The sequence below is a fragment of the Oribacterium sinus genome (assembly GCF_963553175.1).
Lineage (GTDB): Bacteria > Bacillota > Clostridia > Lachnospirales > Lachnospiraceae > Oribacterium > Oribacterium sinus_B.
The window spans coordinates 1-21,884 of sequence record NZ_CAUVME010000021.1 but is presented as its reverse complement, the minus strand read 5'-3'; the positions used below and the strand labels follow the sequence as shown (position 1 = coordinate 21,884).

Here is a 21,884-nt window from a genome sequence, read left to right as displayed (position 1 = left end):
GGATAAAATAATGTACATGGCAGAATTTGTGGAGAGAATGAAGGGAATTCGGATTTGTCCGGTTTTGGTAATTGAGGATAAAAATGACGCCATTCCTCTGGGAAAGGCTTTATTGGAGGGAAAACTGCCGGTGGCGGAGGTCACCTTCCGTACGGCGGCAGCCAAGGAATCCATCGCGCTAATGGTAAAGGAATATCCGGATTTATATGTGGGTGCGGGAACGGTGATTACCCTGCAGCAGTGTAAAGATGCTGTGGAAGCCGGTGCCAAGTTTATTGTAAGTCCTTCCTTTTCCCATGAAGTGGCAGCTTTTTGCAGAGAGAGAGAAATTCCCTATTGTCCCGGCGTTTTGACTCCTACGGAAATCAGCATGGCCATGTCTTATGATATTCCTGTGGTGAAGTTCTTCCCGGCAGGACAGTTTGGCGGCGTACAGACCATCAAGAGCTATGCGGCAGTGTTCCAGAACCTGTATTTTATGCCCACCGGCGGAGTGAACCTTCAGAACATCGGAGAATATCTTTCCTTCTCCAAGGTGCTCTGTGTGGGAGGAACCTGGCTGTGTAAAAAAGAATTTTTGGAGACCAAGGATTTTGCTTTGATTACAAAGAACTGCTTAGAAGCCTATGAATTAAGTCACTAAAGCTTTGCTGTTTTGTAAAGAAAGGAAAGAGGCTATTTTTACGGCCCCTTTTTTGAAATTCAAGCAGAGAATAAGCCTTTGTAAACAGCAAAATTTTTTCTTGACAAAGTATTGGGGATTCGCTAATATATGAGAGTCGCACAAAATGCGAAATGATTCAGTAGCTCAGCTGGATAGAGCAACGGCCTTCTAAGCCGTGGGTCGGGGGTTCGAATCCCTTCTGGATCACTTGCGAGACGGTCCTATCCGTAACATGGTGGCCATAGCGTAGTTGGTTATCGCGCCAGATTGTGGTTCTGGAGGTCCCGGGTTCGACTCCCGGTGGCCACCCTATTTTTCTCGCACGAGGTTCTTATCTCATAGGGCCATCGCCAAGCGGTAAGGCACAGGCCTTTGACGCCTGCAGTCGTTGGTTCGAATCCAACTGGCCCTGCTTATGAGACACTAGCTCAGTCGGTAGAGCACTTGACTTTTAATCAAGTTGTCGCGGGTTCGATTCCCGCGTGTCTCATTCCTGAAAGGGAGATATGCGGATGTGGCGGAATTGGCAGACGCGCCAGATTTAGGTTCTGGTGGGCGACCGTGCAGGTTCAAGTCCTGTCATCCGCAGGCTGAAAACAAGGTTTTCGTGAGGATTGTGATAGAGGAAGTATCCTTTATCACTTTTTTTGTATCCGGAAAGACTGGTCTTTTTTGCAGAAAAGCCTTATGCTATAGAAAATCTATAGACGAAGGAAAGGAAGAGAATCGTTTGGGAACAGAGGATACAAGTACAAAAGAAATTGTAAGTGAAAATATTGCCAAGGCTTTGATTCGGAAGGCGCTTCAGGCCAGAAGAAAAGCCTATAGTCCCTACTCTCATTTTCAGGTGGGCGTAGCGTTGGAAACAGATTCGGGAGAAATATTTTTAGGCTGTAATGTGGAAAATGCTTCCTATGGAGCCAGCAACTGTGGAGAAAGAACCGCTGTGTTTAAGGCGGTCAGTGAGGGCTATAAGCATTTTCAGAGAATCGCCATAGTAGGAGGCATGAAGGATAGTGAGGAGCTTCCCTACTGTATGCCCTGTGGCATTTGTCGTCAGGTGATGGCGGAGTTTGTGGATTTACAAAGCTTTCAGGTTATTTTGGCAAAAAATGAAGAGGAGTATAAGATTTATACGCTTGCTGAGCTCCTTCCCCATGCCTTTTTGCCGGAGGCTCTGGAGGACTAAGCAGTTGCGTTGGGAACAGTCCTTTATCATGGGGATGATTTTTTTCAGTTACAAGATAGAAAAGATTATAAGGATTGAAAAAAGTAGTATGGGAAGCGGTAAATAACGCTTCTTTCAAAGATAATATGATTTAGTCGACAATCAAGGAGGATAGTATGGGAACAGCACACAATGAAGCAGAGTTAGGGCAGATTGCCAAGACTGTTTTAATGCCGGGGGATCCCCTTCGGGCAAAGTTTATTGCAGAGACCTTTTTGACGGATGTCAAGTGTTTTAATACAGTCAGAAATATGTTGGGCTTTACCGGAAAATACAACGGGAAGGAAGTTTCCGTGATGGGAGCGGGAATGGGTATGCCCTCCATCGGTATTTATTCTTACGAGCTTTTTAATCACTACGATGTGGATGCCATTATTCGTATCGGTTCCGCAGGGGCTTTACACGAGGATATTGCGCTAAAGGATGTGGTTATGGCTATGGGAGCCTGCACGGATTCCCGCTACAGCTACCAGTATGAACTGCCGGGAGACTTTGCGCCTATTGCAGACTATTCCTTACTGGAGAAGGCAGTAGGAACAGCCAGAGAATTAAAGATTCCTGTTAAGGTGGGAAATGTGGTTTCCTCCGATGTTTTTTATAACGGCTTTACCAAGGCCAATGAAAAGTGGGCGAGCATGGGTGCCCTTTGCGTGGAAATGGAGGCTGCAGCCCTCTATATGAATGCGGCGAAGGCAGGGAAGAAGGCCTTGGCGATTCTTTCCATTTCCGACCATATCTTAAAGGGAACAGAGCTTTCTCCGGAAGAGAGAAAGGTGGGCTTTAAGGATATGATGGAGATTGCTTTACGTTTGGCATAAAGATTTTGCGTTATGTTTGGCATAAAGATTTTGTGTTATGCTTGACATAAGTATTTGCATAACATTTAGCACAAGGCATTTGCATTGGCTTTAGCATAAGGAGTTTCCATGATTAATTATTCAGAAGATGAACGCTGTTATCATATCGGGGTAAAAAAAGGAGATTTAGGAAAATATGTTCTCCTCCCCGGAGATCCGAAACGCTGTGAAAAGATTGCAAAATATTTTGACAATCCGGAATTGGTGGCGGACAGAAGAGAGTATGTGACCTATACCGGAACCCTTTTGGGAGAAAAGGTCAGTGTCTGCTCCACCGGTATCGGCGGCCCTTCCGCTTCTATTGCTTTGGAAGAGCTTAGTACCTGTGGAGGAGAGGTTTTTATCCGTGTAGGTACAGCGGGAGGAATGGACCTTTCGGTAGAAGCAGGAGATTTGGTGATTGCCCAGTCTGCAATCCGTATGGAGGGAACATCCAAGGAATATGCCCCTATCGAGTGGCCAGCCACAGCGGACTTCGAGCTGACTAAGGTGCTGGAAGAGGCGGGAAAAAAGCTTTCCGCAAAAACCCATGTGGGGGTAGTACAATGTAAGGATGCCTTTTATGGACAGCATAAGCCGGAGGACTTGCCGGTCTCCAAGGAATTGTTGGAGAAGTGGGATGCCTGGTGCAAATTAGGTTGTAAGGCTTCCGAAATGGAAAGTGCCGCTTTATTTACTGTCGGAGCATATCTTAAAAAACAGGTAGGCACCGTTTTATTTGTAGTCTCCAATCAGGAGAGAGTGAAGGCGGGACTTTCCAATGAAATCTTACATGATACGGATTTAGCGATTCGGACTGCCATTGAGGCCGTAAAGCTCCTGATTCAAAGGGAGAAAGAGAGAAAGTAGGGAAGATGAAATTTAAAAGAGTATTTTTAATCGTTTTAGATTCTTTGGGCATCGGAAACGCAAGGGATGCGGCAAAGTTTGGAGATGAAGGAACGGATACCTTCCTCCATATTACGGAAAAGATGCCTTCCTTTTCCATTCCCAACTTGGAAAAGCTGGGCATGGGAAATTTAAAGCATTTAAAAGGGGTATCTCCGGTAGAAAAGCCTTTGGCGAAGTACTATGCCTTAAATGAAGCCAGCAACGGTAAGGACACCATGACCGGACACTGGGAGATGATGGGCATTAAGACGGAAAAGCCCTTTATTACCTTTACCGATACCGGCTTTCCGCCGGAATTTATTCAGGAATTAGAGGAAAAGACCGGAAGAAAGGTGATTGGAAACAAGGCAGCCTCCGGTACGGAAATTATTGAGGAGCTGGGAGAGGAGCAATTAAGGACCGGAAGTATGATTGTTTATACCTCTGCGGACTCCGTTTTGCAGATTGCGGCTCCGGAAGATCCCAAGTATTTTGGCTTGGAGGAACTGTACAAGGACTGTGAAATCGCCAGAGAAATCACCATGAAGGATGAGTGGAGAGTCGGAAGAGTCATTGCCAGACCCTATGTAGGGGAGAGAAGGGGAGAGTTTAAGAGAACCTCCAACCGCCATGATTTGGCTTTAAAGCCACCTACAAAAACCGTGCTGAATTATTTGGAAGAGGCGGGACTTTCCGTGATTTCTATTGGAAAGATTAATGATATTTTCGTGGGAGAGGGAATCAATAAGGCCATCCACTCCCGTTCCTCTGTGGAAGGGATGGAACAGTGTATTGCCGTGGCAAAGGACGAGGATTTTAAAGGACTTTGCTTTGTGAATCTGGTGGACTTTGATGCCCTTTACGGCCACAGAAGAGATCCCATCGGCTACGGAGAAGAAATTCAGCGCTTTGATGAGAAGCTGGGAGAATTGTTGTCCGTATTGAAGGAGGACGATCTTTTGATGCTGACTGCGGACCATGGAAATGATCCTACATTTTCCGGAACGGACCATACCAGAGAACAGGTGCCTCTCCTGGTTTATCATAAGGGAATTGCAGGAGGTCAAGGGGAGGAGCAGGACAGCTTCGGTGTAATCGGTGCCAGTGTTGCGGACAATTTTTCCGTTTCCCTTCCCTCTGAGCTGATTGGAAAGTCTCTCTACAAGGAGTTTTAAAAAGAAATGAAAACAGAGAAAGACTATATGAAGATGGCTCTTTCCCTGGCGAAAAAAGCAGCGTCCCGGGGGGATGTTCCCATCGGGGCGCTGATTGTTTATGACGGGACGAAGCCGGACTCGCCCATGGGAAGACTTTGCCAAGAAAAGGGAATTCTTCCGGGAACGATTTTGGGCAGGGGCTATAACCAGAGAAACCGAAAGAACAATGCCCTTTACCATGGAGAAATTTTAGCCATTGAGAAGGCTTGTAAGAAAATAGGAGACTGGCGATTGGAGGATTGCACCCTCTATGTGAATTTGGAACCCTGTCCCATGTGCGCAGGCGCTATTTTGCAGGCCAGAATCCCCCGTCTGGTCTTTTCTCTTCGGAATCCCAAAGCCGGCTTCTGCGGTTCTCTATTAAATGTTTTGCAGATGAAGGAATTAAATCACCGGGTAACGATTCGGGAAAATGTGCTGGAGGGGGAGGCAAGGGACATGCTTTCCTATTTTTTTAGCGCTATGAGAGAGAAGAAAAAAGAAAGTTGATAAAAAAAGCGGGAATGTATTTCCGGAAAAAGTAGTGCTTTATACAAAGACTTAGGATAGAAAAATCTAAAAAGGGAATTATGCAATGAGACAGGAGAAAGTATGGGAAGAAGAGGAATATTAATCTGTGCCGGATATTTTTATGGAATTCCTTTTCCCTTGGAACGAGAGGATCTGATTATTGCGGTGGATGGAGGCTTCCGATACTGTCAAGAGGAAGGTATTAGCCCCTCTTTGATTTTGGGAGATTTGGATTCTTTGAGAGGGAGCTCCTTAGAAAATCCGCCTTCTGCATCCTATAATATCTTTTCTGAAAATCCGAAGGAAAAGGCGGAATTTCTTTCCGAATCTTCCTTTCAGGGGATTCCCCTGAAGCAACTCCCTGTAGTGAAAAATGATACGGATCTTCTGGCGGCCATTAAGCTTTGTCTGGAAGAAGGAATCAGGGAAATCCATATCTTTGGGGCTTTAGAGGGAAGGCGCTTTGACCATAGTCTTGCCGCATTACAAAGTCTGGCCTATCTTACCGAACAAGGGGTTAGGGGATATTTGTACGGAAAAGAAGAGGTCATTACGGCGATACAGGATGGAAGTCTGCATTTTCCGAAAGGAATGGAAGGGGCTTGTTCCGTATTTTCCTATTCCAAGGAGGCTAGAGGAGTAGAGGAAAAGGGGCTCCTCTATCAGGTGCATAAAGGCTGCTTAAAGAATAGTTTTCCTATAGGAGTGAGCAATGCCTTTACGGGAGAAGAGGCGGAGATTTCCGTGGAAAAGGGAATGCTTTTTGTAAGCTATGGAATAGAAAATCTGAAAGCTATGGAATAGAAATTCTTACTTGCAAGCCCAGGTGCCCTTTGCTATAATTTTTTTACAGACTTGGCTGGGGCGTTCGAGTCCACACAATTTGAACCTACAAATATGACATACGGGATTCCGATATTTGCGATTAGGATAGCAAGCCTTCCGTCCTGCGGTTAAGGATCCTTGAGAAATCCGTGAGGTAACCCACCTGGCTTAATGCTAGGAGTCAAACGTGTGGTACGGCGCTTTGGTGAGTCTGATTTTTGTGTTAAGTAAGAAATAAACTGTCCCTGCCGTATTTGTAAAGCATAGAGTCACAGGGAAAGGTGACCGTTTTACAGAAGAAAATGGCAGATGTACAGGGCGATGTATAGATGAACTGTTCTTTTAGGAGTGTAGAGCAATGAAAAGGGAAAACTGGACAGAACAAATCAAGTGGGGAATTACCGCATTTTTGGTATTGGCGGCGACTTCCCTGCTTTTTATTATAGTGAGCCATTTAGAGACCATTAACAAAAACTTTAATCTCTTTATTCAGATTCTGATGCCCATTATTTATGGAGCGGTTTTAGCTTATTTAATGAGCCCGGTATATAACTTTGTGGTAAAGATGACGGATATTCTTTTGGCAAAGCTATTTCGCAAAAAAAGCAAAAAGCAGAGTACCGCAAGCAGTTTTCTGGCCACCATTTGCAGCCTGTTGTTTCTGGTATTTATCGGAGGAAGTCTGGTATCTCTTTTGATTCCGGAGCTGACAAAGTCCATTTATAACCTATATATGACCTTGCCGGATGCCCTTAATCGCTCCTACGAAAGAATCCAAACTCTGCTGACCAATTATCCCGAAGCCAGAGAGTATGTAGAAGATTTATACACGGAAATCAGTGCCTTTTTCAGCAGTAAACCGGAGAGTGCCCAGACGATTTTGGGACATTTGCAAAATATTGCCGCATTTTTCCGTGACGGTATATGGAATACCTTTACGGTGGTCAAGAATATCTTAATCGGCCTGATTGTGATGGTTTACCTTTTAAATCTGAAAAAGACCTTGAAGCTACAGTTCCGAAAGCTCCTGTTTGCCATCTTTTCCAAGGAAAAGGCGAAAGGGATTATTGAAGAGCTGCAATATGTTCACAAGATGTTCGGCGGTTTTATTCTGGGAAAAATCATCGACAGTGTGATTATCGGAATTTTAACCTTCTTTGTTTTAAGCATTATGAAGATGCCCTACACCTTATTGGTTTCCGTAATCATCGGCGTGACCAATGTGGTGCCCTTCTTCGGCCCCTTTGTGGGCGCCATTCCCTGTATCATCTTGATTATGTTAAGCAGTCCTCTCCAGGCTCTGTACTTTGCCATTGCCATTTTGGCTATCCAGCAGCTGGACGGAAATGTCATCGGACCGAAGATTTTGGGAGACTCCACCGGACTTTCCAGCTTCTGGGTACTGTTCTCCATCATTCTATTCGGCGGACTTTTCGGCTTTGTGGGAATGATTATCGCTGTTCCGTTATGGGCTGTTATCCTAAATGGTATCCGCCGTTATGCCAATAAACGCTTGGAAAAGAAACAAATTCCGAATCAAGCGGAGCACTTTGAGGATTTAGGGAAAATTTAGACAGCTAAGAAGGAGATAAATATACGGGCTAAGCAGGTTTTTCTGCATATAGTGCTGAAGAAGGGGCAATCTGAGCCCGCCGGTACTTGCTGAAAGCAAGCGAAGCGAAGCTTGAAGTTAGTACCGCTGCGAAGGCGAGGTTAGCGGGAGCGTGCCCCTGTTCTGCACTATACGCAGAAAAACCGATTTAAGAACTGATGTATTCCTTCTTAGCTGTCAAAATTTATCTGTATATTCTGCGAGGATTTGCACCATATCCTTTGGTTGTAAAAGTTGGGATTTTTGATATAATCATAAAGTTATTGGGGAAATATCCCTAAGAGGAAAGCACTTTGTGAGATTTGCTCGCTTTAAGTCTAAAGAAAAATAAAGAATGGAGATAGTTATGGCAACTTTGTTAGAAAATTGGAGAAATACCGCCTACGGAAACGGAATGAATAAGCAGGAGCAGGAGGCTCTTTGGCAGAAGTATTTTGCTTTGGAGAAGGGATTTTATGAGGAAATCCTGAAGGATCCGAAGAAGGGTTATGAGGGAAGTGTAAAGGAGTTGGCAGAGAAGTTCTCCATCGACCCCTTCATTTTCGTGGGAATTCTGGACGGAATCGATGAGTCTTTAGCAGGCTATCATAATCCTATCGATACTATGGAAGAGGATACTGTTGTTAAGATTCAGATTGATCCGGAAAAGCTGTACTACAACATGGTGGAGGCTAAGGCTTCCTGGCTCTATGAGCTTCCGGCTTGGGATTCCATTTTGACAGAGGAAAAGAGAAAAGAGCTCTATAAGGAGCAGAAGAAGTCCGGAACAGTGAAGAGAGAGAGCAAGAAGATTTATCCCAATGATGCTTGTCCCTGCGGCTCCGGAAAGAAATACAAAAAGTGTTGCATGAGAAAAGACGAAGAAAAAGAGAGAGAATTATTACAAAATGGCTAATACGGACTATTTGGTAAGAGGAACTGCGGCGGAAGGGCAGATTCGCGCCTTTGCCTGCAGCACCAGAAATACGGCAGAGGAGCAAAGACGAATTCATAATACTTCCCCCATTGCCACTGCGGCTATGGGCAGATTGATGAGTGCGGCTCTGATGATGGGAGTGGAGTTAAAGGGAGAGAAAGACCTGATTACCCTATCCATCAAGGGAGACGGCCCGATGAAGAGTCTTGTGGCTACGGCAGACTCCCATGGCAATGTAAAGGGCGTTTGCGGGAATCCCTATGTGATTCTTCCCGCAAGGGAGGATGGTCACTTAAATGTAGGTGGCGCCGTGGGGAACGGTTTCCTTTCCGTAATCCGGGACAATGGCTTGGGAGAGCCCTATGTGGGACAGACTGCCTTAATCAGCGGAGAAATTGCCGAAGATATCAATGCTTACTACAGTATCAGTGAGCAGATACCTTCTTCAGTAGGCCTTGGCGTCCTGATGAATAAGGAAAATACCGTGGCTGAGTCCGGAGGCTTTATTATTCAGCTTCTTCCCTTTGCAGAGGAAAGTCTTCTGGATAAGCTGGAGGAGAAGTTGTCCAAGGTTCATTCCGTTACGGATTTACTGGCAAAGCATACACCGGAGGAGCTGCTGGAGTATTTATTGGGAGATTTCGGACTGGAAATCCATGAGAAGCGGGAGCTTCGCTATCACTGCAACTGCAGCAGAGAAAGGGTGGAGAAAGCTTTGATTTCTTTGGGAAAGAAAGAGATTGAATCTTTACTTTCTGACCATAAGTCCCAGGAAGTCCGTTGTGATTTCTGCAATAAGAAGTATATCTTTTCAGAGAATGATTTAGAAGAATTGCTCAACAGATAATTTTTTCACAAGGCTTCTTTTTTTCGAGTTTTCTAAAAAAGAGGGATAAAATCATTCAGAAAAAAACCAAAATGCTGGGATTCTTCTAAAAATGCAGTTGACGAAGTGCAGGGGATATGGTATTCTTCCATTGTTGTAATCAATTTCGGTTGCAATTGTTTTTTGGAGGATATAGTAATGAAAGGTACAGTAAAGTGGTTTAACAACCAGAAGGGTTATGGATTTATCTCTGATGAGACAGGAAAGGATGTATTCGTACATTATTCCGGATTGTCCGGAGACGGATTCAAGTCTTTGGAAGAAGGTCAGGCCGTTGAGTTCGAAGTAGTTGACGGAGCTAAGGGACCTCAGGCTACTAACGTAGTAAAGCTTTAATTTTTCTCTTCGGGTTTGAATCATTTTGTAATATAGACGACTTCTCGGGACAGACGGTTAAGTAAGACAGCATGAGAAGAAGGACAGCATTGCAGAAGTATCAAGATGAAAGAAAAGCAAAAGCAGGACGGCGCGTGCGCCGTCCTTTTTCATGTTATAAAAGACGGTATAGCATAATAGAAAAGCATAGTTTTTATTAGCATAGAATAGGAGTAAGGAGAATCATGCAGGATAGGGAAAAAAAGAAAAGCTCCCGGGAAAATGAAATTTCCGGGAAAGTTCCCCAAGGAGCAAGGCGTAGAAGCAGCATTCATCTTAGTATTTATGCCATGTTTTTAGCCATTTCCATGATTTTGGGATATGTGGAGGCTCAGCTTCCTACGCCTATTCCCATTCCGGGAGTAAAACTGGGGCTGGCAAATTTAGTGAATATTTTAATGCTGTTTTCCGTAGGTCCAATCCCTACGGCGGTAATCGGCTTTTTAAGAATCATTCTCTTATCCCTTTTATTTGGAAACGCTTTGACCCTTAGTTATTCTTTGAGTGGATTTTTATGCAGTTTTTTGATGATGCTTCTATTTAAAAATCTGCTTCATTTTTCCACAGTCAGTGTCAGTTTGATCGGAGGAATCTTTCATAATATCGGTCAGGTGTTTATGGCGGCTTATCTTCTGAAAAACACGGCGCTATGGTATTATCTCCCGTATTTACTGATTGCAGGTTCTGTTGCAGGTGTTCTAATAGGGATTTTAGGGGGCGTCTTAATGAAACGCCTGAAGCCTTTCTTTCGGCAATATTTCTAGTGGGGGAAGCTCTTTAAAGCAGTAATAGAATTTCTACTTATGCAAATAGAAAAGAAAATATGCAAAAATATTCAAAAAAGTCCTTGACATAACCGAGAATAAAAGTATAATTATGCACATAACAGCTTTGCTTTATACATTGTTCGCCATTTGACAGGACAGTAAGGGGCTGGCTTTAACAGGTTGAACGGTTTTTGAACGGGAAGCTTGTCTGGAAACAGGATGATGAAGATTAGCGTATTGAAGGAGGAGAGAATATGAAAAAGTATTTATTGATTGCGGCATTGGCAGGATTGTCTTTGGTAGCTTGTAGCGGTTCCAAAGGAAGTACAGATGGAACAGCTAAGGGGAGTGAAGCGGGAACAGAACAGGGAAGTCAGGCAGGGACCGATAAGGGGACTGATTCGGCTAAGGCGGAAGCAAAGGGTGGCACCTTGATTATGGCGACCAATGCGGAATTTCCTCCCTATGAGTACCACGAGGGAAAAGATATTGTAGGTATTGATGTGGACATTGCGGAAGCCATTGCGGAAGAGATGGGAATGAAGCTGGAAATTTCCGACCTGGCTTTTGATGCTATTATCCCTGCAGTGCAGTCCGGAAAGGCGGATTTCGGTGCAGCCGGCATGACGGTTAATGAGGATCGTTTAAAGAATGTGGATTTCTCCGATTCTTATGCCACTTCCGTACAGAGCGTAATCGTGACAGAGGATTCCACCATCAGCAGCATTGAGGATTTAAAGGGAAAGAAGGTGGGCGTACAGCAGGGAACCACCGGAGACCTGTATTCTACAGACGATTTAGGCGAAAAAAGCGTAGAGCGTTTTCCGAAGGGAGCAGATGCGGTTCAGGCCTTACAGGCAGGCAAGGTTGATGCGGTGATTATTGACAAGAATCCGGCAGAGGTATTTGTTTCTCAGAATAAGGGCTTAAAGCTTTTGGACAGTGCCTATGCGGAAGAGGATTATGCTATATGTGTCAAGAAGGGAAATACGGAGCTGGTAGAAAAGATTAATGCGGCTTTAAAGAAGCTGAAGGATAACGGTAAGCTGGAGGAAATCACAGCTAAGTATATTCAGGCAAAATAATCACTTGCTTTGTAATCATTTCCGGTGTCCTGCCTAAGTGGCGGGACATCTCGCTGTAGAGGGGAGTAAAATATGTCATTACAGGAACATCTGTATATGAACCTGGTGCAGGATAAGCGCTATCTCTATTTTCTGGAAGGACTGAAAAACACCTTGATTATCACGTTTTTTGCCCTTTTAATCGGTGTGGCTTTAGGCTTTGTCATCGGTGTGATTAGAAGTACTTACGACAGAACAGGAAAAGGAAAGATAGCCAACGGAATTTGTCAGTTTTATTTAACCATTATGCGAGGAACTCCGGCGGTGATTCAGCTGATGATTTTTTATTACTGTATCTTTACTTCCCGTATTTTCTCCGGTGTTTTTGTGGGAATTATTGCTTTCGGCCTAAACTCCGCAGCCTATGTGGCGGAAATCATTCGTTCCGGTATCATGTCCATTCCCAAGGGACAAATGGAGGCAGGCCGTTCTCTCGGCTTTAGCTATGGGGAGACTATGCGCTATATCATTATGCCTCAGGCGGTTCGTAATGTGCTTCCGGCCATCTTCAACGAGTTCATTGTCCTGATTAAGGAAACTGCGGTGGCAGGTTATGTGGCAGTACAGGATTTGACCAAGGCGGGAGACATTGTCCGTTCCAGAACCTATGATGCCTGGACACCATTGCTTACGGTGGCTTTGATTTATCTGATTTTGACCATGTTCTTCTCCTTCCTGGAGAAAAAGATGGAAGAGGCATTCCAAAGGAAAGAAAGGGGATAAAGATGGCAGAGGTCTTGATTAAGGTAGAACATCTCCATAAGCAATTTAAAAATCAAGAGGTTTTACATGATATCTCCGTGGAAATCCATAAGGGAGACGTGATTAGTATTATCGGACCCTCCGGTTCCGGAAAGTCCACCTTTCTTCGCTGCTTAAATGCTTTGGAAAGCCCTACAAAGGGAGATATTTTCTTTGAAGGGCAAAGCGTATTGCATAGCAAGAATGTGGATGCTTTACGGCAGAAGATGGGGATGGTATTTCAGCAGTTTAACCTTTTTCCCCACATGAGTATTTTGGACAATCTGACTCTTGGTCCAAGAAAGCTTCTAAAGAAGTCTAAAGAGGAGGCGGAGGAAAAGGCTATGGCTCTTTTAAAAAGAGTAGGCCTTGAGGATAAGGCCGGGCAATTTCCCCTACAGCTTTCCGGCGGACAGCAGCAGAGAGTGGCCATTGTACGAGCTCTTGCAATGGAGCCGGATGTGATGCTCTTTGACGAACCCACATCGGCCTTGGATCCGGAAATGGTGGGAGAGGTGCTTCAGGTTATGCGGGATTTGGCAGAGGAGAAGATGACCATGGTGGTGGTGACCCATGAAATGGGCTTTGCCAGAGAGGTTTCCAACCGGGTGCTTTTCTTGGAGGATGGATATTTTATTACAGAAGCGGCTCCGGAAGACTTTTTCTATCATTGTGAAAATGAGCGTGTGCAGAGCTTTTTATCCAAGGTGCTTTAAAGCTTGGAAAGGCATTTTCTCTTATAGTGCTAAGGCCTTAAAAAGTCCCGTTATAAGACCATGAGAATAAGCCCTTGAAAAGCCCCTATAGAGGTGTTAAGCTTAGTCGGCAAACAAATGTTTGCCGGCTATTTTTGCTTTATGCGCCTGGGTATTGGCAAGTGAAAAAGTCTGAAAGAAAGATTGCGAAAGAAAAACTGCAAGAGCGACTATAACAGCCGGAATGTAGAGAGAGGTTTGGGAAATACATTGGAAAAGAAGTGGATAAAAATTCGTGGTGCAAATGAGCATAATTTAAAGCATGTGGATCTGGATATCCCCAGAGATTCTTTGGTGGTTCTTACAGGATTATCCGGATCGGGAAAGTCTTCCCTGGCCTTTGATACCATTTATGCCGAAGGGCAAAGAAGATATATGGAGTCCCTGTCCTCCTATGCCAGACAATTCCTGGGACAGATGGAAAAACCGGATGTGGAGCTGATAGAAGGCCTTTCTCCGGCAATTTCCATTGACCAAAAATCCACCAACAGAAATCCCCGTTCCACAGTAGGAACGGTAACGGAAATTTATGATTATCTTAGACTTCTCTATGCCAGAGTGGGAATCCCCCATTGTCCGGAATGTGGAAGAGAAATCAAAAAGCAAACCGTGGATGAGATGGTGGACCTTCTGATGAAGCGGGAAGAGGGCACTAAAATGCAGCTCTTTGCTCCGGTGGTAAGAGGAAAGAAGGGTAAACACGAAAAGCTTTTGGAAAGTATTCGCCGTTCCGGCTTTGTTCGAGCAAGAATTGACGGCAATATGTACGAGCTGGAAGAGGAGATTGATTTAGAGAAAAACAATCGGCATACCATTGAAGTATTGGTAGACCGTCTTGTGGTTCGTAAGGGCATTGAAAAGCGTCTTACCGATTCCATAGAGCAGGTGCTATCTTTAAGCAACGGCCTTTTGCTTGTGGACTTTTTAAATGGAGAGGAGCTACGGCTTTCCACCAGCTTTTCCTGTCCGGTGGACGGCAGCAGTATAGAGGAAATCGAGCCCAGAAGCTTCTCTTTTAATAATCCTTTTGGAGCCTGCCCGACCTGCTTTGGAATAGGCTATAAGATGGAATTTGATGCGGAGCTGATGATTCCGGATGAAAGTCTGTCTTTAAACCAGGGGGCCATTTCCGTAATGGGCTGGATGAATTCCAAGGATGAAGGAAGCTTCACCCATGCCATGCTAGTGGCTTTGAGCGAAAAGTACGGCTTTTCTTTGGACACTCCATTTTGTGAGCTTCCGGAGAAGATTCGGAAGATTATCCTCCACGGTACCGGTACGGAAAGCATAACGGTACGCTATGCCTCCCAGTTTGGAAAGGGAAATGTGCACCGTGTGGTATTTGAAGGATTGCTCAACAATGTGGAAAGACGATATAAGGAGTGTTTTTCCGAGAAAATGAAGCAGGAGTACGAGCAGTTCATGCGAATTACTCCCTGTCCCAGCTGTCACGGAGCCAGACTGAAGCCCGGTTCCCTTTCCGTAACGGTGGGAGAAAAGAATATTTACGAGTCCTGTACCCTGCCCTTAGATCAGTTCCATGACTGGATTTCCACGGTGACTTTAACTGCCATGGAAGAGAAAATTGCGGATCAGATTATCCGGGAAATTAAGGCCAGAAGCAAGTTTATGCTGGATGTGGGGCTAAATTACCTAAGCCTTGCCCGTTCTGCCGGAACTCTCTCCGGAGGAGAGGCCCAAAGAATCCGTCTGGCTACCCAGATCGGTTCCGGTTTGGTGGGAGTAGCCTATATTTTGGATGAGCCCAGTATCGGCCTTCATCAAAGGGACAACGACAAGCTGATTGCCACCTTAAAGCGTCTTCGGGATTTGGGAAATTCCGTTATTGTGGTGGAGCATGACGAGGACACCATGCGAGAGGCGGATCTGATTGTGGATATTGGTCCGGGAGCCGGAGAACACGGCGGGCAGGTGGTGGCCGTAGGTACTGCCAAGGAAATTATGAAAAATAAGGACTCCATAACCGGTCAGTATTTAAGCGGAAAGAAAAAGATTCCTTTGCCAAAGCAAAGAAGGACTTTTACAAAAACCTTGGACGTGTACGGTGCCCAGGAAAATAATTTAAAAAATGTGGATGTAAAGATTCCTCTATCCGTATTCACCTGTGTTACCGGCGTTTCCGGCTCGGGAAAGTCCTCTCTCGTCAATGAAATCGTCCATAAGCACTGTGCCAAGGTTTTGAACAAGGCCAAAATGATTCCCGGAAAATTCAGAAAGATGGAGGGCTTGGAGGTCTTGGATAAGGTCATAGACATTGACCAAAGCCCCATCGGAAGAACTCCCCGCTCCAATCCGGCCACCTATACCGGCGTCTTCGACCTGATTCGTGACCTCTTTGCCAGTTCCAAGGATGCCAAGGAAAGAGGCTATACCAAGGGACGTTTCTCCTTCAATGTGAAAGGAGGACGATGTGAAGCCTGCTCCGGAGACGGTATTGTAAAGATTGAGATGCATTTTCTGCCGGATGTCTATGTGCCTTGTGAGGTTTGTAACGGAAAGCGTTATAACAGGGAAACTCTGGAGGTTCGCTACAAGGGAAAGAATATCTATGACGTCTTGAATATGACGGTGGAGGAAGCCTACGAGTTCTTTGCCCATATCCCCAGTATTCAGCGAAAAATGCAGACTCTCATGGATGTGGGGCTTTCCTACATTCGCCTGGGACAGCCCAGTACGGAGCTTTCCGGAGGAGAAGCCCAGCGAATCAAGCTGGCAACAGAGCTAAGCCGAAGAGGAACCGGAAGAACCCTGTATATTTTGGATGAGCCTACCACAGGCTTACATTTTGAGGATGTACGGAAGCTGGTGGAAATGTTACAAAGACTGGCAGACGGCGGCAATACGGTTCTTGTGATTGAGCATAATCTGGATGTTATCAAGTGTGCCGATTACCTGATTGATATGGGGCCGGAAGGAGGAAGCGGCGGAGGAACGGTGCTTTGTACCGGCACTCCGGAAGAGGTAGCGGAAAATCCAATATCCTATACCGGAAAATATTTAAAGCGGTATTTAAATTAGCAAAATTTAGCTAATGCGATATAATAGAGAAAACAATTATTTCAGATAGAGAAAATGATTATTTAAGCAGGAGATTAGCAGAGAAAGAGAGGACAGAACAATGAGTGCAGATTGTATTTTTTGTAAGATTGCCAATGGAGAGATTCCTTCCGGAACGGTGTATGAAGATGGGGATTTTCGGGTGATTCTGGATATTTCTCCGGCAGCAAAGGGACACTGTCTGATTCTGCCAAAGCAACACGGAAAGAATCTTTTGGAGATGGATGATGCAGTTCTGGCCAAGGTTTTTCCTTTGGCGAAAAAAATCGGACAAGCCATGGTGAAGGCTACCGGTGCCAAGGGCTTTAATGTGGTGCAAAACAACGGAGAAGCGGCAGGCCAGACGGTGGAGCATTTTCATGTGCACATTATTCCCCGCTTTGATGCAAAGGACAGCATGGTTTTATGGACTCCTCTTTCTTATGAGGATGGAGAGCTGGAGAAAGTGAAGGAAAGCATTGTAAAGGAGATTCATGGCTAAGATTGTATTAACAGGGGGAGGCACAGCGGGACACGTTACCGCAAATCTTGCCCTGATTCCCGGTTTACTGGAAAGAAAGTATCAGCTCTTTTATATCGGTTCAGAAAAGGGAATAGAAAAAGAATTGGCGGAAAAGGCAGGACTTCCCTACTACGGGATTGCCACAGGAAAGTTTCGGAGATACTTTTCTTTACAGAACTTTACCGACCCCTTTAAGGTCATCGCAGGATTTTTTCAGGCCAGAAAATTCCTAAAAAAGGAAAAAATCAATCTGGTTTTTTCCAAAGGAGGATTTGTGGCGGTACCGGTGGTCTACGCTGCGGCAAGCCTTGGGATTCCCGTGATTTGCCATGAGTCGGATATGACACCGGGGCTGGCCAATAAGCTTACCATTCCCTTTGCTAAAAAAATCTGTTGTAATTTTCCGGAAACCCTAAACTATTTACCGAAGAAAAAGGCGGTATTTACCGGTGCTCCCATTCGAGAGGAGCTTTTGCAGGGGAGTCGGGAAAAGGGGCTGGAAAGAGCCGGATTTTCCGGAGAGAAAGAGGTTTTACTGATTATCGGCGGTAGCATGGGCTCACAGGCGGTGAATCAAGTGATTCGAAAGAACCTGGACCAGCTCTTGGAAGACTGGGATATCCTCCATGTTTGCGGTAAGGGAAATGCGGAGGAGAGCCTTAAGAATAGAGTAGGCTATCAGCAATATGAATATGTACATGAGGAGCTTGCGGATTATTATCAGGCAGCAGACTGCGTCATATCCAGAGCCGGAGCCAATGTAATCTGTGAGCTTTTGGCTTTGGAAAAGCCCAACCTTTTGATTCCCTTACCCAAGGGAGCTTCCAGAGGAGACCAGATTTTAAATGCGGGGTCCTTCCAAAAGCAGGGCTATTCTCTGGTACTTTCTCAGGAAGAGGCGGAGGCGGATTTTTCCAAGCTTTATGCTTTATTAAAGGAACTGAAGGAAAATAAGGCAAAATTTCAGGAAGCTATGAGAAACAGTAAGGAAAAGAACGGAAGAGAAAATGTATTACAACTCATCGAATCTTTTTTGTGATTTTTCTTTTGGGAAAAATCGATGCAGTAAAATTTTTCAAAGCATTCAATTTATACCTAATGCCAAAATACTTATGCCATAAAAAGGAGGGGGAAGATGATAGGGATTATCGGAGCCATGGAAGAGGAAGTGGCAGAGCTGCAGGAGCTCTGTGAGGACAGGGAAGAAATCCAAAAGGGTCCATACTTCTTTGTAAAGGGAAAGCTTTCCGGAAAGGAAGTAGTACTATGTAAAGCCGGAATCGGAAAGGTTAATGCAGCAGCTTGTACCCAGGCTTTAATCGATACTTTTTCTCCAAGTCAAATCCTAAATACCGGCGTGGCAGGAGCCATTGCGGAGGAAATCCATGTTTTGGATCTTTTGGTTTCCAAGGATGCAGTGCAATATGATATGGACGCTACGGAATTCGGATATCCCCGGGGACAGATTCCCAGAGAAGAGGATTTGGCCTTTCCGGCAGAGGAAAAAATGATTGAGAAGGCATTAGCAGTGGGGAAGACCATGCAGGGCTTCCATACTTTTCTGGGTAGAGTAGCTACCGGAGACTGCTTTGTTTCCTCTCAGGAGAAAAAGGAATTTTTACGGAAGGAGTTCCAAGCATCCTGTTGTGAGATGGAAGGGGCAGCCATTGCTCAGATTGCAAGGAAAAATGGGGTTCCTTTCTTGATTTTGCGCTTTATTTCTGATGAAGCAAATACCAAAGCACCTATGACTTATACAGAATTTGAGAGAAAAGCTATTGCACAAAGTGTAGACTTTGTCTTAGAATTCTTAAAGTAAGTTTTTCTTACAAAATAAGAAATAAAATTAGAGTTAACGGTGTATTTTTTTAGGATACACTGTAGGGGCTAAGAAGAGACGGTTTCACGATATTTTGTAAATCATCTCGGAAGAACTACCCCCTAAAGGAATAGGGGGAAAAGGAGAAGGAGGCTATATGCTACAATTTGATTTATCCAAGGCAAGAAAATTCATCAGTGAAGAGGAGATGGAGAACTTTAAAAGCCAGACCCTTGCGGCAAGAGATACGCTTTTGTCCGGAAAGGGCGCAGGAAATGATTTCTTAGGGTGGATTTCCCTGCCGGCGGATTATGATAAGGGAGAGTTTCAGAGGATTCAGAAGGCGGCGAAGAAGATTCAGGAGGATTCCGATGTTCTTTTGGTAATCGGTATCGGAGGCTCTTATCTGGGAGCTCGGGCAGCCAACGAATTTTTAAATCACAGCTTCTACAATGAGTTAAAGAAAGAAGACAGAAAGACTCCGGAAATTTACTATGTGGGAAATAACATTTCTTCCAAGTATATTCTGCATTTGCAGGATGTGTTGAAGGGAAAGGATTTCTCCATCAATATCATTTCCAAGTCCGGAACCACTACAGAGCCTGCCATTGCCTTTAGAGTATTTAAGGGATTGCTGGAAGAGAAGTATGGAAAGGATGAGGCTGCAAAGCGTATCTATGCCACCACAGACCGTGCAAAGGGCGCGTTGAAGAACCTGGCTGACGAAATGCACTATGAGGAGTTTGTAGTACCGGATGATATCGGCGGACGTTTTTCCGTACTGACTGCTGTAGGTTTGCTTCCTATTGCCGTAACCGGGGTGGATATTCAGGAGCTTATGGATGGCGCCAATGCTATGCGGGAAAGACTGCTTTCCGCTGATTACAAGGAGAACCCTGCTTTACAGTATGCGGCAGCCAGAAATATTATGCTTCGAAAGAATAAGAAGATTGAGATTTTGGTAAACTATGAGCCATCCTGCCACTACCTTTCCGAGTGGTGGAAGCAGCTGATGGGAGAATCCGAGGGTAAGGATCACAGAGGTTTGTTCCCCTCTTCCGTAGACTTTACGACAGATTTACACTCCTTAGGACAGTTTATTCAGGAAGGAAGTCCTCTGCACTTTGAAACCGTACTGGAAATTGAGAAATCCAAGGAAGAGATTGTGCTGGAGAAGGAAGCCATCGATACAGACGGAATGAACTATCTGGCAGGAAAAACCGTAGACTTTGTGAATAAGGCAGCCATGAAGGGAACCATCTTGGCTCACAGTGATGGAGATGTACCGAACTTTATCGTGAAGATTGACGAGCAGAGTGCCAGAACCCTGGGAGAGGTATTCTACTTCTTTGAGTTTGCCTGCGGTGTTTCCGCTTATTTAAACGGCGTAAACCCCTTCAACCAGCCGGGAGTAGAGAGCTACAAGAGAAATATGTTTGCCCTCTTAGGAAAGCCGGGATATGAAGAACTGGCGAAGGAATTGGCAAACAAGTAATAGTTATGTGGCTGTAAAAAATCAAAATAGTTTTCTAAGCAATATAGGTCTAAATTGGGGGCACGCTCTCGCTAGCTTCGCCCTACGCAGTGAAGGACTGCACTATTTATAAGAAAACGCTCTAATGCAGTGTGGGTCTATAATCGGGGCACGCTCCCGCTAACCTCGCCTTCGTAACAGTACTAACTTCAAGCTTCGCTTTGCTCGCTTTCAGTAAGTACTGACGGGCTCAGATTGCCCCTTTTATAGACACACACTGCATCATTCGCTTCAATTATTGATTTTACAGTCCTTCACTTCGCTGGTCTTTCACAAGTATCGAGCTCTGTATCTCCCCCTCATTTAGACCTATATTGCCGAAAATCTATTTATTTTGATTTTTACAGTCCTTATTCTTCGATAATCTGGATGCTGAAGCTGTCGAAGGGGATTTCTTCCATAAAGGAATCCTCCAGAAAAACAGTCTTGCTTCTTTGCTTAAATTCTTCAATTCTGGCAGGGAGCCAGATGGGAACCGCAAGATCCAGATGCTGACAAATTTCTTCCAAGGCTCTTAAGACCTTCTCCGTTCTACTGCCGGGACCTTCCTGCCGGGAAACACAGGAAGCCAATATTTGATTATCCTTCCTCAGGGTACCGCTCATACGAAACATAAAAACTCCTTTAAACATTCTTTTTCTATACGGAAACAGAAAAATAAACAAGTCTTTTGACTATAGCTTTTCAAATGAGATAAAGCAATCCCCCAACATATATTTCCATAAAGCAAAAAATATAAATTCCTATAAATCGATATTTCTGAAAGAAGAGTGAAGTGATATTTCTGAAAGAAGAGGGAAGAGTCTTTACGGAAGCTATCTTTTTTGTTAGAAAACCCGTCTTTGACAGTTACGAAAGAGTCAAGAGCCCATAAACGGTGTAATTACGCCATTTATGAGCTCTTATTTTCTTTTTGAATTCTAGCAATATTTCTACTTTCTCGTTGTGGTTAAAATCTTTTTTATTTCTCTTTGAGATACAATCTCGTAATCCGTTCTAAAACCAAATGTGTCGTGGAGTTTGTCTGTAAGGTCGGTTCGTGTATACTCAGGGATATATCCTTCACCGGGAGCTATCAGCATGTTCATTTCTTTCAGTGTTCTTATAATGCTTTCAGTGGTATAACTCTCACCTAACTTCTTCTCCAGAATGCGATAAAGAATCAGGGCGGTGAAGCAGGTAATGAAATGTGCCGTGATTCGATCTTTCCTACTGAGATATACCGGTCTGGCCTGAAATTCACTCTTCATAATCCGGAAACATTCTTCAATCTGCCATCGTTTTTGATTAATACTTATAATACCATCTATCTAAACTGATTTACTCAGGTAATAGATGGTCTGATTTTTCCATTTTGATACAGATACTTTCATGACGCAGCCCCTCCATGCGCCCGTTATACCACACATAGCTGAATATAGCCGGTGTATATTTGATAAAATTTGACAAAAAAATACAGGCTTTTCAAGGCCTGATGAGATTTTGGAACGATTTAACTGTCAAACTACCGAGTAGTTTCTTTTAGAGATTAATCGAAGATAGATTAGGGAAAATAAGCAAGAAAATCATAAAGGATTTTTCAATTACAAAAAGATGAATATACC

21 protein-coding genes, 5 tRNA genes, 1 other RNA gene and 1 pseudogene are annotated in these 21,884 nt (G+C 44.4%); 26 read left to right on the top strand and 2 right to left on the bottom strand.

Annotated elements, in window-relative coordinates; genetic code table 11:
- Positions 1 to 10 precede the first annotated feature (10 nt).
- The 26 genes from RYO92_RS07050 (at position 11) to RYO92_RS06930 (ending at position 20,241) form a co-directional block, all read left to right on the top strand.
- Positions 11 to 643 carry a bifunctional 4-hydroxy-2-oxoglutarate aldolase/2-dehydro-3-deoxy-phosphogluconate aldolase gene (locus tag RYO92_RS07050; RefSeq protein WP_007156471.1) on the top strand — a complete coding sequence of 211 codons (633 nt, stop codon included), beginning with the start codon at positions 11 to 13 and terminating at the stop codon, positions 641 to 643.
- A 154-nt stretch (positions 644 to 797) separates the two neighbouring features.
- A tRNA-Arg gene (locus RYO92_RS07045) sits at positions 798 to 871 on the top strand.
- Between the two features lie 28 nt (positions 872 to 899).
- Positions 900 to 973, top strand: a tRNA-His gene (locus RYO92_RS07040).
- Positions 974 to 1,004: 31 nt separating this feature from the next.
- Positions 1,005 to 1,076 (top strand) — tRNA-Gln (locus tag RYO92_RS07035).
- A gap of 5 nt (positions 1,077 to 1,081) precedes the next feature.
- A tRNA-Lys gene (locus tag RYO92_RS07030) sits at positions 1,082 to 1,154 on the top strand.
- 18 nt (positions 1,155 to 1,172) lie between these two features.
- A tRNA-Leu gene (locus RYO92_RS07025) sits at positions 1,173 to 1,252 on the top strand.
- Positions 1,253 to 1,394: 142 nt separating this feature from the next.
- Complete coding sequence (locus RYO92_RS07020) at positions 1,395 to 1,853, top strand: cytidine deaminase (RefSeq protein WP_315369936.1); 459 nt, start codon at positions 1,395 to 1,397, stop codon at positions 1,851 to 1,853.
- Positions 1,854 to 2,008: 155 nt separating this feature from the next.
- Entirely contained in the window at positions 2,009 to 2,710 is a 702-nt protein-coding gene (gene deoD / locus RYO92_RS07015) for a purine-nucleoside phosphorylase (RefSeq protein ID WP_315369924.1), read from the top strand.
- Between the two features lie 108 nt (positions 2,711 to 2,818).
- A complete protein-coding gene (udp, locus tag RYO92_RS07010; RefSeq protein WP_315369923.1) occupies positions 2,819 to 3,598 on the top strand; it encodes a uridine phosphorylase in 780 nt (259 codons plus the stop codon).
- A 5-nt stretch (positions 3,599 to 3,603) separates the two neighbouring features.
- Entirely contained in the window at positions 3,604 to 4,794 is a 1,191-nt protein-coding gene (locus RYO92_RS07005) for a phosphopentomutase (protein ID WP_315369922.1), read from the top strand.
- Positions 4,795 to 4,800: 6 nt separating this feature from the next.
- Positions 4,801 to 5,325 (top strand): nucleoside deaminase, encoded by a 525-nt coding sequence (locus RYO92_RS07000; RefSeq protein ID WP_314343802.1) that lies wholly within the window; start codon positions 4,801 to 4,803, stop codon positions 5,323 to 5,325.
- 102 nt (positions 5,326 to 5,427) lie between these two features.
- Positions 5,428 to 6,150, top strand: a complete 723-nt coding sequence (locus RYO92_RS06995; protein ID WP_315369921.1) for a thiamine diphosphokinase — start codon at positions 5,428 to 5,430, stop codon at positions 6,148 to 6,150.
- Positions 6,151 to 6,199: 49 nt separating this feature from the next.
- Positions 6,200 to 6,384, top strand: a non-coding RNA gene (gene ssrS / locus RYO92_RS11230) — 6S RNA.
- A 145-nt stretch (positions 6,385 to 6,529) separates the two neighbouring features.
- Complete coding sequence (locus RYO92_RS06990) at positions 6,530 to 7,744, top strand: AI-2E family transporter (RefSeq protein WP_315369920.1); 1,215 nt, start codon at positions 6,530 to 6,532, stop codon at positions 7,742 to 7,744.
- A gap of 385 nt (positions 7,745 to 8,129) precedes the next feature.
- Positions 8,130 to 8,678 carry an SEC-C metal-binding domain-containing protein gene (locus tag RYO92_RS06985; RefSeq protein ID WP_315369919.1) on the top strand — a complete coding sequence of 183 codons (549 nt, stop codon included), beginning with the start codon at positions 8,130 to 8,132 and terminating at the stop codon, positions 8,676 to 8,678.
- Positions 8,671 to 9,546 (top strand): Hsp33 family molecular chaperone HslO, encoded by an 876-nt coding sequence (hslO, locus tag RYO92_RS06980; protein ID WP_315369918.1) that lies wholly within the window; start codon positions 8,671 to 8,673, stop codon positions 9,544 to 9,546. The genes RYO92_RS06985 and hslO overlap by 8 nt, the downstream gene beginning before the upstream one ends.
- 177 nt (positions 9,547 to 9,723) lie before the next feature.
- Positions 9,724 to 9,921, top strand: a complete 198-nt coding sequence (locus RYO92_RS06975) for a cold-shock protein (RefSeq protein ID WP_007156460.1) — start codon at positions 9,724 to 9,726, stop codon at positions 9,919 to 9,921.
- Positions 9,922 to 10,145: 224 nt separating this feature from the next.
- Positions 10,146 to 10,724: a Gx transporter family protein gene (locus RYO92_RS06970; protein WP_314670269.1), complete on the top strand. Its 579-nt coding sequence runs from the start codon at positions 10,146 to 10,148 to the stop codon at positions 10,722 to 10,724.
- A gap of 257 nt (positions 10,725 to 10,981) precedes the next feature.
- Complete coding sequence (locus RYO92_RS06965; RefSeq protein WP_315369917.1) at positions 10,982 to 11,812, top strand: basic amino acid ABC transporter substrate-binding protein; 831 nt, start codon at positions 10,982 to 10,984, stop codon at positions 11,810 to 11,812.
- A gap of 72 nt (positions 11,813 to 11,884) precedes the next feature.
- Positions 11,885 to 12,574, top strand: coding sequence for an amino acid ABC transporter permease (locus RYO92_RS06960; RefSeq protein ID WP_315369916.1), 690 nt, complete (start codon positions 11,885 to 11,887; stop codon positions 12,572 to 12,574).
- 2 nt (positions 12,575 to 12,576) lie between these two features.
- Positions 12,577 to 13,308 carry an amino acid ABC transporter ATP-binding protein gene (locus tag RYO92_RS06955; protein ID WP_315369915.1) on the top strand — a complete coding sequence of 244 codons (732 nt, stop codon included), beginning with the start codon at positions 12,577 to 12,579 and terminating at the stop codon, positions 13,306 to 13,308.
- A 249-nt stretch (positions 13,309 to 13,557) separates the two neighbouring features.
- A complete protein-coding gene (gene uvrA, locus RYO92_RS06950) occupies positions 13,558 to 16,386 on the top strand; it encodes an excinuclease ABC subunit UvrA (protein ID WP_315369914.1) in 2,829 nt (942 codons plus the stop codon).
- Positions 16,387 to 16,486: 100 nt separating this feature from the next.
- Positions 16,487 to 16,906 carry an HIT family protein gene (locus RYO92_RS06945; RefSeq protein WP_315369913.1) on the top strand — a complete coding sequence of 140 codons (420 nt, stop codon included), beginning with the start codon at positions 16,487 to 16,489 and terminating at the stop codon, positions 16,904 to 16,906.
- Positions 16,899 to 17,966: an undecaprenyldiphospho-muramoylpentapeptide beta-N-acetylglucosaminyltransferase gene (locus RYO92_RS06940; RefSeq protein ID WP_315369912.1), complete on the top strand. Its 1,068-nt coding sequence runs from the start codon at positions 16,899 to 16,901 to the stop codon at positions 17,964 to 17,966. The genes RYO92_RS06945 and RYO92_RS06940 overlap by 8 nt, the downstream gene beginning before the upstream one ends.
- A gap of 96 nt (positions 17,967 to 18,062) precedes the next feature.
- On the top strand, positions 18,063 to 18,746 hold the full coding sequence (locus RYO92_RS06935) for a 5'-methylthioadenosine/adenosylhomocysteine nucleosidase (RefSeq protein WP_315369911.1): 684 nt from the start codon (positions 18,063 to 18,065) through the stop codon (positions 18,744 to 18,746).
- A 157-nt stretch (positions 18,747 to 18,903) separates the two neighbouring features.
- The gene (locus RYO92_RS06930) at positions 18,904 to 20,241 is read left to right on the top strand and encodes a glucose-6-phosphate isomerase (RefSeq protein WP_314670284.1); all 1,338 of its coding nucleotides are present in this window, start codon (positions 18,904 to 18,906) and stop codon (positions 20,239 to 20,241) included.
- A gap of 389 nt (positions 20,242 to 20,630) precedes the next feature.
- Here RYO92_RS06930 and RYO92_RS06925 read toward each other — a convergent pair whose 3' ends face one another.
- Positions 20,631 to 20,894 carry a hypothetical protein gene (locus RYO92_RS06925; protein WP_315001548.1) on the bottom strand — a complete coding sequence of 88 codons (264 nt, stop codon included), beginning with the start codon at positions 20,892 to 20,894 and terminating at the stop codon, positions 20,631 to 20,633.
- 318 nt (positions 20,895 to 21,212) lie between these two features.
- Positions 21,213 to 21,581, bottom strand: a pseudogene (locus RYO92_RS06920) (transposase); the annotation flags it as partial.
- Between the last annotated feature and the right edge of the window lie 303 nt (positions 21,582 to 21,884).